The organism is Mycolicibacterium vulneris (genome assembly GCF_002104765.1).
In the GTDB taxonomy this organism is placed as follows: domain Bacteria; phylum Actinomycetota; class Actinomycetes; order Mycobacteriales; family Mycobacteriaceae; genus Mycobacterium; species Mycobacterium vulneris.
On record NZ_NCXM01000008.1, the window covers coordinates 42482 to 55866 of the forward strand.

General features: G+C 67.1%; 11 protein-coding genes. 8 read left to right on the forward strand and 3 right to left on the reverse strand.

The window, feature by feature from the left end:
* Positions 1 to 208: 208 nt before the first annotated feature.
* On the forward strand, positions 209 to 1372 hold the full coding sequence (locus B8W69_RS09450; RefSeq protein WP_085289569.1) for a glycosyltransferase: 1164 nt from the start codon (positions 209 to 211) through the stop codon (positions 1370 to 1372).
* A gap of 59 nt (positions 1373 to 1431) precedes the next feature.
* Entirely contained in the window at positions 1432 to 2475 is a 1044-nt protein-coding gene (locus B8W69_RS09455) for a class I SAM-dependent methyltransferase (protein ID WP_085289570.1), read from the forward strand.
* 9 nt (positions 2476 to 2484) lie between these two features.
* Here B8W69_RS09455 and B8W69_RS09460 read toward each other — a convergent pair whose 3' ends face one another.
* Together B8W69_RS09460 and B8W69_RS09465 are read right to left on the reverse strand one after the other, a co-directional pair.
* Positions 2485 to 3975 (reverse strand): FAD-dependent oxidoreductase, encoded by a 1491-nt coding sequence (locus B8W69_RS09460; protein ID WP_085289571.1) that lies wholly within the window; start codon positions 3973 to 3975, stop codon positions 2485 to 2487.
* Positions 3976 to 4037: 62 nt separating this feature from the next.
* Positions 4038 to 4847: a hypothetical protein gene (locus tag B8W69_RS09465; RefSeq protein WP_085289572.1), complete on the reverse strand. Its 810-nt coding sequence runs from the start codon at positions 4845 to 4847 to the stop codon at positions 4038 to 4040.
* A gap of 163 nt (positions 4848 to 5010) precedes the next feature.
* Here B8W69_RS09465 and B8W69_RS09470 point away from each other — a divergent pair, with 163 nt between their 5' ends.
* The 3 genes from B8W69_RS09470 (at position 5011) to katG (ending at position 9119) form a co-directional block, all read left to right on the forward strand.
* The gene (locus tag B8W69_RS09470; RefSeq protein ID WP_085289573.1) at positions 5011 to 6297 is read left to right on the forward strand and encodes a L,D-transpeptidase; all 1287 of its coding nucleotides are present in this window, start codon (positions 5011 to 5013) and stop codon (positions 6295 to 6297) included.
* A 90-nt stretch (positions 6298 to 6387) separates the two neighbouring features.
* Positions 6388 to 6828, forward strand: a complete 441-nt coding sequence (locus B8W69_RS09475) for a Fur family transcriptional regulator (protein ID WP_085289574.1) — start codon at positions 6388 to 6390, stop codon at positions 6826 to 6828.
* A 50-nt stretch (positions 6829 to 6878) separates the two neighbouring features.
* Positions 6879 to 9119: a catalase/peroxidase HPI gene (gene katG / locus B8W69_RS09480; RefSeq protein WP_085289575.1), complete on the forward strand. Its 2241-nt coding sequence runs from the start codon at positions 6879 to 6881 to the stop codon at positions 9117 to 9119.
* Between the two features lie 68 nt (positions 9120 to 9187).
* Here katG and B8W69_RS09485 read toward each other — a convergent pair whose 3' ends face one another.
* On the reverse strand, positions 9188 to 9997 hold the full coding sequence (locus tag B8W69_RS09485; protein WP_085289576.1) for a DUF1906 domain-containing protein: 810 nt from the start codon (positions 9995 to 9997) through the stop codon (positions 9188 to 9190).
* A gap of 322 nt (positions 9998 to 10319) precedes the next feature.
* Here B8W69_RS09485 and manT point away from each other — a divergent pair, with 322 nt between their 5' ends.
* The 3 genes from manT to mmpH are packed head-to-tail and all read left to right on the forward strand — an operon-like array spanning position 10320 to position 13385.
* A complete protein-coding gene (gene manT, locus B8W69_RS09490) occupies positions 10320 to 11570 on the forward strand; it encodes an MMP alpha-(1->4)-mannosyltransferase (protein WP_085289577.1) in 1251 nt (416 codons plus the stop codon).
* A complete protein-coding gene (locus tag B8W69_RS09495) occupies positions 11564 to 12322 on the forward strand; it encodes a class I SAM-dependent methyltransferase (RefSeq protein WP_085289578.1) in 759 nt (252 codons plus the stop codon). Before manT ends, B8W69_RS09495 begins: the two co-directional genes overlap by 7 nt.
* Positions 12309 to 13385: an MMP endo-(1,4)-3-O-methyl-alpha-D-mannosidase gene (gene mmpH, locus B8W69_RS09500; protein ID WP_085289726.1), complete on the forward strand. Its 1077-nt coding sequence runs from the start codon at positions 12309 to 12311 to the stop codon at positions 13383 to 13385. Before B8W69_RS09495 ends, mmpH begins: the two co-directional genes overlap by 14 nt.

Genomic DNA, 13385 nt, shown 5'->3' on the forward strand with positions numbered 1-13385 from the left:
GAAACTCACAACGGCTCGGCGCGTATTGCGCGAACCACTCTCAGCCCGCGTCCATCAAGATGCGCCGCGTCTGCCCGCGTTCCCCGGCCCGGTTTCGCCTGACCGGCGTCGGTAAAAGCCCTGTTCAGAGCCGCGGGCGGGCATGTAGCGGGTCTGGCGGCGTCCGCTCTGCTTGGATTTGTGGCATCCCCGCGAGTGAGGTCCGTTGATGAAGATTGTGGTGGCCGCCTACGGCAGCCGCGGCGACGTCGAGCCCTGCGTCGCCGTCGCACGGGAGTTGCACCGCCGAAGGCACGACGTCGTCATCGCGGTGCCACCCGACAAGCTCGACATGGCCGAGTCGGCGGGGCTTGCCGCCGTCGCGTACGGGCCCGACAGCCGCGAGCAGATCAACATGGCGACCAATTTCGTCCGCAACGTCCAGAATCCGATCAGCGCGCTGCCGCAGCTCATCGAGCGCGTCACCACGGTGTGGATCGGCAAGAGCGAGACGCTGACATCGGTGGCGGCCGGTGCCGACCTGCTGGTGGCGGGGATGAACGAGCAGCGGCTGGCCGCCAACGTCGGGGAGCATTTCGGCATACCGCTGGCCGCGCTGCATTTCTTTCCCGCCGAGACCTTGGAGCTCGGCCGGCTGCAGTCAGAAGTCACCGGCGCGGCCGAATCGGCACAGCGTCGAGCGTTCGGTCTGCCCGACAACCCGTCGGCGCAACCGGCGGTCGAGATTCAGACCTACGACGAGCTGTGCACCCCCGAACTGGCGAAGCAATGGGCCGGGCCGGGATACCGGCGGCCCTTCGTCGGTTCGCTGACCCTCGGGCTGCCGGCCGATGCGGACGACGAGGTGTTGTCTTGGATCGCCGACGGGACGCCGCCGATCTATTTCGGATTCGGCAGCACGCCGGTCACCTCCCCCGCCGAGACGGTCGCCGTGATCAGCGCGGCCTGCGCGCGGATAGGCGAGCGGGCGTTGATCTGCAGTGGCCCAAACGATTTCACTGACATCCCGCCCGCCGACCACAAGATCGTGGAGGCGGTGAATCACGCCGCCGTCTTTCCGGCGTGCCGTGCGATCGTGCACCACGGCGGCGCCGGCACCACCGCCGCCGCCATGCGGGCGGGCGTACCCATGTTGATCCTCTGGCTCTGGCTCGATCAGCCGATCTGGGCCGATGCGGTCAGCAGGTTGAAAGTCGGCCTGGGGCGGGCGTTCTCGGCCTCCACGTTGGACTCACTGGTCGCCGACCTGCGCTCGGTGCGCTCTGCGCACCACCTCAGCCGAGCAAGGGAGGTGGCCACCCAAATGACCACGCCCGATCAAAGCGTCGCCGCGGCGGCCGATCTCCTCGAAGCCGCCGCAGGCCAGGCATAGCCGGCCGGCCCGTTCGCCCAGCGGTGGTGTAAAGCCCGCCGGTCGTGTAGAAGGTTCTGGTGCAGGATCAGCCGAATAGGTCGTTCGACCCGTTGATGCTGCGTGAGGCGATGATCAGGCGGCTGTATCGCCGATTGTCGGCCGAGGGCCACATCAGGGTGCCGGCGGTGCCGGGCCTGATCGACGAGTACGTCCAGCTGTGCGGCAACGTCTGCGCCACCCTGGGCGTCTGGCACACACCTGAACAAGCCGCGCAGCTGCGGTCGACGCTGGAAGTCGAGTTGGCGAAGGCATTCAAGGCCTCCCCTCGTTCGGAGGTCCTCATCTCGTACCACGCACCATTCGGGACGGGCGTGAACTTCCGCGTCCACGCCGACTGGCGCACGATCGAGGCCGACTATGACCAGTGGGTCGAGGTCCGCCCGCCGCCGCTGTTCGGCACCGAGCCGGACGCTCGGGTGTTGGCGCTGGCCACGGAGGCGGCCGATCCATCGGTCTATCGGGTGCTCGATGTCGGTGCGGGGACCGGACGCAATGCGCTCGCCCTGGCCCGGCGCGGACATCCGGTCGACGCGGTCGAGATGACCGCGAGGTTCGCCGAGGCGATTGTCGCCGAAGCCGCCGGTGAATCGTTGTGCGTGAACGTCATTCAGAGCGATGTCTTCACGGCGATGGAGGGCGTGGGCGAGCAGTATCAGCTGATGGTGCTCTCGGAGGTGGTGTCGGACTTCCGTACGCCGCACGAATTGCGCGGTATGTTCGAACTCGCCGCCGATTGCCTGGCGCCAGGTGGGCGTTTGGTTTTCAACACCTTCCTGGCCCGCGACGGCTACGTTCCCGACGACGTCGCGGTGCAACTCAGTCAGCAGTGCAACAGCATGATCTTCACCCGCGACCAGGTGGCCGCCGCGGCGGCCGGCCTGCCTCTCGAGCCGATCGCCGACGACTCCGCCTACGAGTATGAAAAGGCACAGCTACCGTCGGATGCCTGGCCGCCCACGGGCTGGTTCGAGGGATGGGCCGGTGGCCTCGATGTGTTCGACCTCGAGCGTGACGACTCCCCGATCGACTTGCGCTGGCTCGTTTTCGAGAAGGCGAGCTGACGTTCGTAGCTACGCGGTCAGGTCGCGGGTGGCCGGGCCCTCGAGCAAGGTGCCGTCGGGAGCGAACCGAGACCCGTGCAGCGGACACTCCCACGCGTCGTCGGCGTCATTCCAGTTCACGATGCCACCCAAATGCGGGCACACCGGCGAGACGCGGTGCTCGGTCCCGTCGACGCGGCAGCGGGCTTCCAGATGCCACGGCGGGCCACTCACAACGCCGCCTTCGCCGTCGACCGGGCTGCGGCGGTGAGTCCGGATCGCCGGGGTGATCCAACCCTTCGTCAGATTGAAGCCGACCTCGAGGTTGGCTTGCAGGGCCGTCGCCAGCCCCGTCAGCTCGTGCGGACTCCAGCTGGCGAACGCGCGGGCCCAGTCCATCCGCCCGCCCAGGATACGGCTGGACAGCGCCAACGCCGCAGCGGGGCCGTTGGTCATCCCCCACTTGTTGAAACCCGTTGCGATAAAGATGCTTTCGGTGTTCGGCAGGATGGGGCCCACGTACGGCAGGTGGTCGATGGGGGTGTAGTCCTGCGCCGACCAGAAGTGGGTCTGCACGGCGCCCGGGTAGTGCTTGCGCGTCCACGCCGACAGCTCGTCCAGCGCCTCGGACGGACTCTTCTCGCGCCCCACCGTGTGGCCGGCCCCGCCCACGATCAACCGCTCCCCGTCCGCGACCGGCGCGTACCGCACCGACCGTGTCGGCGAGTCGGTGGAGATCATCATCGGCCGGGTGATGTTGCCCGGAACCTTGAAGGCCAGGCAGTAGGACCGGCTCGGCTTCACCCGCGCGAAATACCCGCCGCGATCCAGGATCGGGATGCCGGTGGCGAGCACCAGTTGGGGGGCCTGAAGTTCGACGTCTCGCTGGCCGGCGTCGTCGACGTGCACGCGCACCCCTTTGCCGCACCACGACACCCGTCGCACCCGGGTGTGCTCGACCAGCCGTCCACCGCGACTCAGCAGCTCGACGGCCAGCGAGTCGAGGAACGACATCGGGTCGAACTGCGCCTGATCGGCCAGCCGTACACCGCCGTGATAGGCGAACGGCACCTCGGCATCGTCGTCCCACACCACCGGCAGGCCGACCGCCTGACACGCCGCGAGCTCGGCGCGCGCCGACGGGACGCCCCGCACGGATTGCGCGTAGGTGTAGGCATCCTCGCGCTGCACCGCCACGCCCTGCGCCTCGCAGTGGCTCAGCACCCACTGCTGGCCTTCGCGGTTGCCGTCGACGTACGCGCGCGCGACCTCCCGGCCGTGCCGTGGCAGCACCTTGGATAGCTGACTGCCCTGCAGCAGGCTGATTTTCGCGGTGGTGTTTCCGGTGGCGCACGCGCCGACCGTGCGCGCCTCCAGCACCAGCACATCCTTGCCCGCGCGGGCCAGCAGCACCGCCGTCATCAGGCCGGTGATGCCGGCGCCCACGACGATGACATCGGCGGACCCGGAGCCCTGATCAAGCCGGCTTGGGGCCCAACGCTGTTCGGCGCGTTCGGTCATCCACAAAGAAGTCACGGCTGACCTGATACCCGGGCCCGGCCCGGGGAAACGCCGCTACTCGCTCACGCCCGCTTCAACCGGGCTTTTGCCTCCTTCCCGGCGTCCGCGGCGGTTCGGGCCGCTTCCCGTGACTTGTCGTAGTCCTTTTCGGCGGCGCTGAGTTCCCGCTCGGCCGCCCGCAGTGCCCGGGCCGCATCGTCACGTTGCTGCCGGGCGGCATCCCGCTGGGCCAGTCGTTCGGTCACCAGGTCGTCGGCCTCGGCCTTGGCGCGTTCGGCGGTGGCAACGGCCGCGCTCAGTTTCTCGCGCCGTCGCTCCTGCGCCTTCTCGTCCGCCGACCGCTCCCGCGCGGGGGTGCTCTGCGGCTTCGCCGGTTCGCTCGACGTGTCCGCCGACTCCGGTACCGCGTCGCCGAACGCGCCGAAACCCGACCACTGCTCGGGCCGGGTCAACCTGCCCAGCCGCGCGCTGATCTGCGGGTCGGCGATCGCGGCTTGCAGCGTGCTGGTCAGATCTTCGCGCACGGTCGCCGACGGTTGCGTCAGGTCGGCCGCCCGCAGCGCCTTGCGGGTGAGTTCGTCGATGAGTTTGTGTTGCTCGGCCGACAGTTCCCGGATGCGCCCACCGTCCATTGCCGCGTGCGCAGCGCGCAATCGCTCCCCCAGGTCTGCCAGCCGCTGCCGGGTGTCGGCGTGCCGGAGCGCCAGCCGATTGACGATCCACGCCGCCGTCGTCGCTTTGTTGGTGGCGGAAATCCGTTTCGCGGCCGCGCTATCGCCGCGCTGCTTGGCCGCGGCGGCCAATCTGGCGCGCTCCGCGGTGAACTCCTTCGGTGGCACCTCGTAGAGGCTGTCGAGTTCCTCATCGGCCATGCAGCCATGATCTCTCGCGGACCGCCGGTGGCGGCTCGAAGTGACGAAGCCCAACCGCGGTTTAAAAACCGCACGTCGCGGGATACCTCATCTACAACATCGACATCGCCGGGCAGAAGTTCGCGGCCTGCGAGTAAACAGAAGGCGGGGATTCGGCAGCTTCATGGCGTCCAAGTTCAGCGATCAGTTCGTCGGCCGGATCCTCCGGATGAGTCGCCCTCGCCAGCTCTTGCTCGCGGTGTGCGCCATCGTCGCCGTGGTGGGTGCGATATACGTTGCGTCGACCTCGCACTGCTCAGGCCGCGGATGCAATCAGCCCAGTGCACCCACGAAAACCGCTGAGCCGGCCCAAATAACGATCACCCCGGGTCCCGACGCCCACGACGTCGACCCCGTCGCCCCGGTCACGGTGAAAGCCGAGAACGGGACCCTGACGGGCGTCGACATGGTCAACGAGAGCGGCAAACCGATCGAGGGCGTCATGACCCCGGACAACACGGTGTGGAAGCCCACCGTCCCGCTGGGCTACGGCCGCACCTACACGCTGACGGTCACCAGCCGCGGCGTCAGCGGCGTTGCGGCCAAGCAGGTTTCGTCCTTCTCCACACTGAAGCCGTCCAACCAGACCAAGGTGTCGTTCACCACGACGTCGGAAGCCGCGCTGCACGACGGCGGCACCTACGGCGTCGGAACGGTGATCGTGGCGCACTTCGACGAGAAGATCACCGATCGCGCCACCGCCGAGCGGCAGCTGTCGGTGACCACCACCCCGAAGGTGGACGGGTCCTGGTATTGGGTCGACGGCCAGAACGCGCACTGGCGGCCCGAGCGCTACTACGCGCCGGGCACAAACGTCACCGCCGAGGCGAAGATCTACGGAATTGCCTTGGGCGACGGCCTGTTCGGGCAAGACGACACCAAGGTGTCCTTCCGTATCGGCGATGCGCACGTATCGATCGCCGACGACGCCACCCACCAGGTCAGCGTCTTCAGCAACGGAAACCTGCAGCGCACGATGCCCACAAGCATGGGAATGGGCGGCACCGAAGACGTCGGCGGCAGGACCATCTCACTCTGGACCCCGTCCGGCGTCTACACCGTCCTGGACAAGGGCAATCCCGTCATCATGGACTCCTCGACCTTCGGCCTGCCCAAGAACTCGAGGCTCGGCTACCGCGAGACCATCAATTGGGCCACCAAGATCAGCTCGGACGGCATCTATCTGCACGAACTCGATGCGACGGTGTGGGCCCAGGGGCACCGGGACACGTCGCACGGCTGCCTGAACCTCAATGCCGACAACGCGAAATGGTTCTTCGACTTCTCGATGCCCGGCGACGTGGTCGAGGTCCGCAACAGCGGCGGACCTCCGCTGAAGCTGGCGCAGAACGGCGACTGGACGCTCAGCTGGGACGAGTGGCGCAAAGGCAGCGCGCTTAAACCCACGTGACCGTGATCCAGCTCATTCGTCACCCGGAGTTGTGCCCCACTTCACAATAAAGTCTTGACTCGTTCCAAATAAGTGCGTCATATTGGTGGCGTGTCATCGACGGCCGATTACGCGGACAGGTTGCGGATGGCCGATCTGCGGGTGACCCGGCCACGGGTTGCCGTGCTGGAGGTCGTGGACGCCAATCCGCACGCCGACACCGAGACGATCTTCTCGGCGGTCCGCGTCGGCCTGCCCGATGTCTCGCGCCAAGCCGTCTACGACGTGCTCAATGCGCTGACGACCGTCGGCCTGGTGCGCCGCATCCAGCCCCTGGGCATGGTCGCCCGCTATGAATCGCGCGTCGGCGACAACCACCACCACGTCGTCTGCCGGTCCTGCGGGATCATCGCCGACATCGACTGCGCCGTCGGCGACGCTCCCTGCCTCACACCCTCGGACGACGACAACGTTCTCGATGGCTTCGTCCTCGATGAGGCCGAAGTCATCTACTGGGGCCTGTGCGCCGATTGCTCGACGGCAGGTTCCTAGATCACAGCCCGTGATCGCAACCCGATTTACCCACCCTCGAAAGGAATGCTGTGTCATCTGATACATCCGCCAGCCGCCCTCCCCAGCCTGACGCCGGGTCGGCAAGCACAAGCGAAAGCGAAAACCCAGCAATCCCTTCACCGCAGCCGAAGTCGAATGCGCCACGCACGAATCAGGACTGGTGGCCCAACCAGGTCGACGTGTCCAGGCTGCACCCGCATGTCGCCCAGTCCAACCCGCTCGGTGAGGATTTCGACTACGCCGAGGAGTTCGCCAAGCTCGACGTCGACGCGCTCAAGGCCGATATGGTCACGCTGCTGACGACCTCGCAGGACTGGTGGCCCGCCGACTACGGCCACTACGGGGGCCTCTTCATCCGGATGAGCTGGCACGCTGCCGGTACGTACCGCATCTATGACGGTCGCGGTGGTGGCGGCCAGGGCATGCAGCGCTTCGCCCCACTCAACAGCTGGCCCGACAACGCGAGCCTGGATAAGGCGCGCCGATTGCTGTGGCCGCTGAAGAAGAAGTACGGCAACAAGATCTCCTGGGCGGATCTGCTGCTCTTCGCCGGCAATACGGCCCTGGAATCGATGGGATTCAAGACGTTCGGCTTCGCCTTCGGCCGCGAAGACGTCTGGGAGCCCGAGGAAATCCTGTTCGGTGAAGAAGAGGAATGGTTGGGCACCGACAAGCGCTACTCGGGCAAACGCGATCTCGCGCAGCCTTACGGCGCCACCACCATGGGCCTGATCTACGTGAATCCCGAAGGGCCCGAAGGCAAGCCGGACCCGATCGCGGCCGCGATCGACATCCGCGAGACCTTCGGCCGGATGGCGATGAACGACGAAGAGACCGCCGCGCTGATCGTCGGCGGCCACAGCTTCGGCAAGACCCACGGTGCCGGCGACGCCGACCTGGTCGGCCCCGAGCCGGAGGCCGCCCCGATCGAACAGCAGGGGCTGGGCTGGAAGAGCTCGTTCGGTAGCGGGGTGGGCAAGGACGCCATCACCAGCGGCCTGGAGGTGGTCTGGACGCCGACGCCGACCAAGTGGGACAACTCCTTCCTGGAGACGCTGTACGGCTACGAGTGGGAGCTGACCAAGAGCCCCGCAGGCGCCTGGCAGTTCACCGCCAAGGACGGCGCCGGCGCGGGAACCATCCCCGATCCGTTCGGTGGGCCGGGACGCGCCCCGACGATGCTGGTCACCGACATCTCATTGCGGGAAAGCCCGATCTACCGCGACATCACCCGGCGCTGGCTCGACCACCCCGAGGAGCTGGCCGACGCCTTCGCCAAGGCCTGGTACAAGCTGCTGCACCGCGACATGGGACCGGTCTCCCGCTTCCTGGGTCCCTGGATCCCCGAGGCGCAGCTGTGGCAGGACCCGGTTCCGGCCGTCGACCACGAACTCGTCGACGATAAGGACGTCGCGGCCCTGAAGAGCAAGGTGCTCGCATCGGGTCTCTCCGTCCCCCAGCTGGTCAAGACCGCCTGGTCGGCCGCGATCAGCTACCGCAACACCGATAAGCGCGGTGGTCCCAACGGCGGGCGGCTTCGTCTCGAGCCGCAACGGAGCTGGGAGGTCAACGAGCCGTCCGAACTGGACAAGGTGCTGCCCGTGCTGGAGCAGATCCAGCAGGACTTCAACGCGTCGGCGTCCGGCGGCAAGAAGATCTCCATTGCGGACCTGATCGTGCTGGCCGGTTCCGCGGCGGTCGAGAAGGCCGCCAAGGACGCCGGTTACGAGATCTCGGTGCACTTTGCCCCCGGGCGCACCGACGCCTCGCAGGAGACTACCGACGTGGAGTCCGCCGCCGTGCTCGAGCCACGGGCCGACGGGTTCCGCAACTACGCGCGGCCGGGCGAGAAGGCCCCGCTCGAGCAGCTTCTACTGGACCGCGCGTACCTACTCGGTGTGACGGGTCCGGAGCTCACGGTGCTCGTCGGCGGACTGCGTGCGCTGGGCGCCAACCACGGCGGCAGCAAGCACGGCGTGTTCACCGACCGGCCGGGCGCGTTGACGAATGACTTCTTCGTCAACCTGCTCGACATGGGCACCGAGTGGAAGGCGTCGGAGACCGGGGAGAACGTCTACGAGGGTCACGACCGGGCCTCCGGTGCGCTCAAGTGGACCGCGACCCCGAATGACCTTGTCTTCGGCTCGAACTCGGTGCTGCGCGCACTGGCCGAGGTCTATGCCCAGGACGACGCCCAAGGCAAGTTCGTGGAGGACTTCGTCGCGGCGTGGGTCAAGGTCATGAACAACGACCGATTCGACCTCAAGTAACGGGTCTTGATTAAAAGCGGCACCCCGCGAGCGATCCGCTCGCGGGGTGCCGTTCTTTCGCGTCTGGTTCAGCGATCGAGATCCCACTGACCGAAGTCGGCGGCGAGGACATCGTCGACATCGACATTGATGCCGCCCAGCAGCGGCCCCGGATTTCCCGGACTGTTGACGACCGTTTGGTAGAGCACCGCGGCCGGTAGGCGATCGCCGTGCGACCAGGATCTCGTCTGCCACACCCATTGGTGTCCCGCGCTGGTGGACGGACCGACGACGCCGTCCCTGATCGCCCATCCACACACCTGGGCGTCTCCGTAGATGCCGGTACGGCCCACCCCCAACACCGAGTTGATCCCTCGAAACCATTGGACCGCAGCGTTATTCCAAGCGCTGGCGTCGATGTCGTCATCGACGCTGAAGAAGATGGGTGCCGAGTTCGGCCCGCCCGCAGCGGAGTGCAACTGCATGGCCGTGTGTGCATCGGCCACGCCGCCGTCATAGCCCCGGGTGAAATCCGAAGGGTCGGGCCAGCCGGGCTTGCCGTACTGGAAGTTGCTGACGATATGCAGCCCCGCCGCACGCAGCGAGTCGGCGTAGTCCCGGGTCAGCGGCTTGGCCTCGAAGTTGGCGCCCGGCCGCGACTGCGACACGTAATTCACCACGCCGTCGTAGCCGGCCGACTTGATCTCGTCGGGAGCGATCCGGCGCTCGGCGAAATCGATCAGCCTCATGCCGGTCGCGGACGCCGTCGGGGCCTCGACGCCCGCGCCCAGGCTCAGCAGCGCCGGCGCCATGGCATAGGCGCCGGCACATTTGAAGAGGTCGCGCCTCGAAGGCGATCGTCGATCGCCGCGTCCACTCGGTCCGGCCGAATCCCGCACCGCGCGATGGTAACAAAAAGCCCACGCCTCCTTTCGGCCGATCTTTGCCGGTCAGCGCGGGTTAACTCCGGGGGTGCCGCGGCCGGAACCGACCGGTCGGAAAGATGGCGGACACCGAGCAGTGGCATGATCTTTGCGTGTCGGACATCCTGGGGGCCGCCTACGCGCGGGACGGCGGATCTCCGGCTCGTTGCGCTCGATTAGGTGATCGAACTATAGTCTGGACACATGTCCAGTTTGCTGTCACGGAGTTCGGGAGTCCGTTGACCGCGATGGATTCGGCGCCATTCCGCGGTCATTTTCCAGCAAAGAAGAGTTGAGTATGCGAATTGCCCTGCTGTCCTACCGTAGTAAGACCCATTGCGGCGGACAGGGCGTCTACGTGCGCCATCTCAGCCACGGTCTGGTGGAACTCGGTCACGACGTCGAAGTGTTTTCCGGACAGCCGTATCCCGACCTGCTCGACCCGCGGGTCCGGCTCACCGAGGTGCCCAGCCTTGATCTGTATCGCGAGCCCGACCCGTTCCGGGTGCCGCGGCCGAGCGAGATTCGTGACTCCATCGACCTGTTGGAATTGCTCACCACGTGGACCGCGGGCTTCCCCGAACCGCGAACGTTCACGATGCGGGCCGCGCGGTTACTTGCCCAGCGGACAGCCGATTTCGACGTCGTCCACGACAACCAGAGCCTGGGCACCGGACTGCTCAGCATCGCCGAGGCGGGACTGCCCGTCGTGGCCACCGTGCACCACCCGATCACCCGCGATCGGGTGTTGGACCTGGCCGCCGCGCGATGGTGGCGAAAGCCGTTGGTGCGCCGCTGGTATGGGTTCTTGGACATGCAGCAAGGGGTCGCCCGGCACATCCCCGACCTGTTGACCGTCTCGTCGTCGTCGGCCTCGGACATCATCGCCGACTTCGGCGTGGCACCGGAGCAACTTCACGTCGTCCCCCTGGGCGTGAATACAGAGCTGTTCAAACCGGGATCCGGTCCCCGCGAGCCCGGCCGCATCATCGCGATCGCCAGCGCCGACACCCCGCTCAAGGGTGTGCGCACCCTGCTGCAGGCGGTCGCCCGACTGCGGACCGTCCGTGATCTCGAGTTGCGGTTGGTCGCCAAGGTGGAGCCCAACGGGCCGACCCACAAGCTCATCGCCGAACTCGGGATCTCCGACATCGTGCACATCACCAGCGGGCTGTCCGACGCGGAGTTGGCCGCACTGTTCGCGTCCGCGGAGGTCGCCTGCATCCCCTCGCTCTACGAAGGGTTTTCGCTGCCCGCCGTGGAGGCCATGGCCAGCGGCACCCCGATCGTCGCCAGCCGGGTCGGCGCCCTGCCCGAAGTCCTCGGGACGGACGGTGCTTGTGCCGAGCTGGTGCCGCCCGCAGACGTGGACGCGCTGACGCACGCGCTCGGTGAACTCCTGGACTCCCCGGAAAAGCGCCGCAGCCTCGGCAAGGCGGGCCGCACCCGTGCCGTCAACGTCTTCAGCTGGGAAGCGGTGGCCGCTCAGACCGTTCGGGTCTACGAGCGGGCGATCGCCCGCAACGCGCAGAGCGGAGCGCCATGCTGACGGTCGATTTCGACCGGCTCGGCATCGGGCCGTCGACCAAGGTCATCGACGTGGGATGCGGAGCCGGCCGCCATGCGTTCGAAGCGTATCGGCGCGGCGCAGACGTCGTCGCCTTCGACCGCGACGAAGCCGAATTGCGTTCGGTGGACACCATCCTGCGCGCGATGGCCGAAACCGGTGAGGCGCCCGCCGGCGCGTCGGCGAAGGTGGTCGTTGGTGACGCGCTCAAGCTGCCCTACGCCGACCAGACGTTCGACTGCGTCATCGCGTCGGAGATTTTGGAGCACATTCCCCACGACGACGCGGCGATCGCCGAGCTGATCAGGGTGCTCAAAGTCGGTGGCACGCTGGCGGTCAGCGTGCCGCGGTGGCTGCCCGAGCAGGTGTGCTGGTGGTTATCCGACGAGTACCACGCCAACGAGGGTGGCCACGTACGCATCTACCGGGCCAGCGAATTGCGCGGCAAGATCCTGGGCGGCGGACTGGAATTGACCCACACCCATCATGCCCACGCGCTGCACTCCCCCTTCTGGTGGCTCAAATGCGCTGTGGGCGTGCAGAATACCGACCATCGCGCGGTGGCCATCTACCACAAGCTGCTGGTGTGGGACCTGATGCAGCGGCCGAAGATCACCCAGCTGGCGGAGTCGCTACTCAATCCGCTGGTGGGCAAGAGCGTAGCGATGTACTTCGTCAAACCGCAGGCGGCGAAAAGCCAAGCAAATGAAGGATATTCAGTTGCATCGGTCTAATCCGCCCGCAGTTCCGGGGGTCCTCACTCCCGAACAATGCCGACAGACCGCGCTTTCCATCGCCGCCGCACAGGAACCATCGGGCGCCATCCCCTGGTTCGAGGGCGGCCATACCGATCCGTGGGATCACATCGAGTGCGCGATGGCACTCACCACTGCCGGGCTGCTGGAGCCGGCGCGGGCCGCCTTCGACTGGAGCCGCCGCACCCAGCGCCCCGATGGCTCGTGGCCCATCCAGTTCCGCGCGGGTGTCATCGAGGACGCCAACAGCGACAGCAACTTCTGCGCCTACGTCGGCACCGGCGCGTGGCATCACGTGCTGGTCACCGGCGACGAGACGTTCGCGGCCGAGATGTGGCCGGTGGTGCGTAAAGCGATCGACTTCGTCATCGACATGCAACTCGGCTATGGCGAGATCGGTTGGGCACGAAGCGAAGCCGGCGTGTTGCCGGAAGCCCTCCTGACCGGGTGCTCGAGCATCTTTCACAGCATCCGCTGCGCGCTCGCCCTGGCCGCCCTGGTCGAGGACCCGCAGCCGGAGTGGGAATTGGCGCTGGGCCGCCTGGGTCACGCCATCGCCGCACACCCCGAGACTTTCACCGAAAAGGACCGCTACTCGATGGACTGGTACTACCCCATCCTCGGTAGCGCCCTGCGCGGCCGGGCGGCGGCCGCGCGCATCAAGCAGCGTTGGGATGCCTTCGTGGTCGACGGCCTGGGCATCCGGTGCGTCGGCGATCGTCCGTGGGTGACCGGTGCCGAAACCTGCGAGCTGGTGATGGCGCTGGACGCCATCGGGCAGCGCGCGGATGCTCACCGGCAGTTCGCCGCGATGCAGCATCTGCGCGAAGGCGACGGATCTTATTGGACGGGACTGGTTTTCGCGGATGGTAAGCGGTGGCCCGAGGAGCGCACCACCTGGACCGGTGCGGCGATGATCCTGGCGGCGGACGCCCTGTCGAACACCACCGCCGGGGCGGGAATCTTCCGCGGCGACGAGCTGCCGGTGGGCCTGCAGACCGACTTCGATTGCGAATGCGTTGTCACCGGCCCGGGCCGGTAA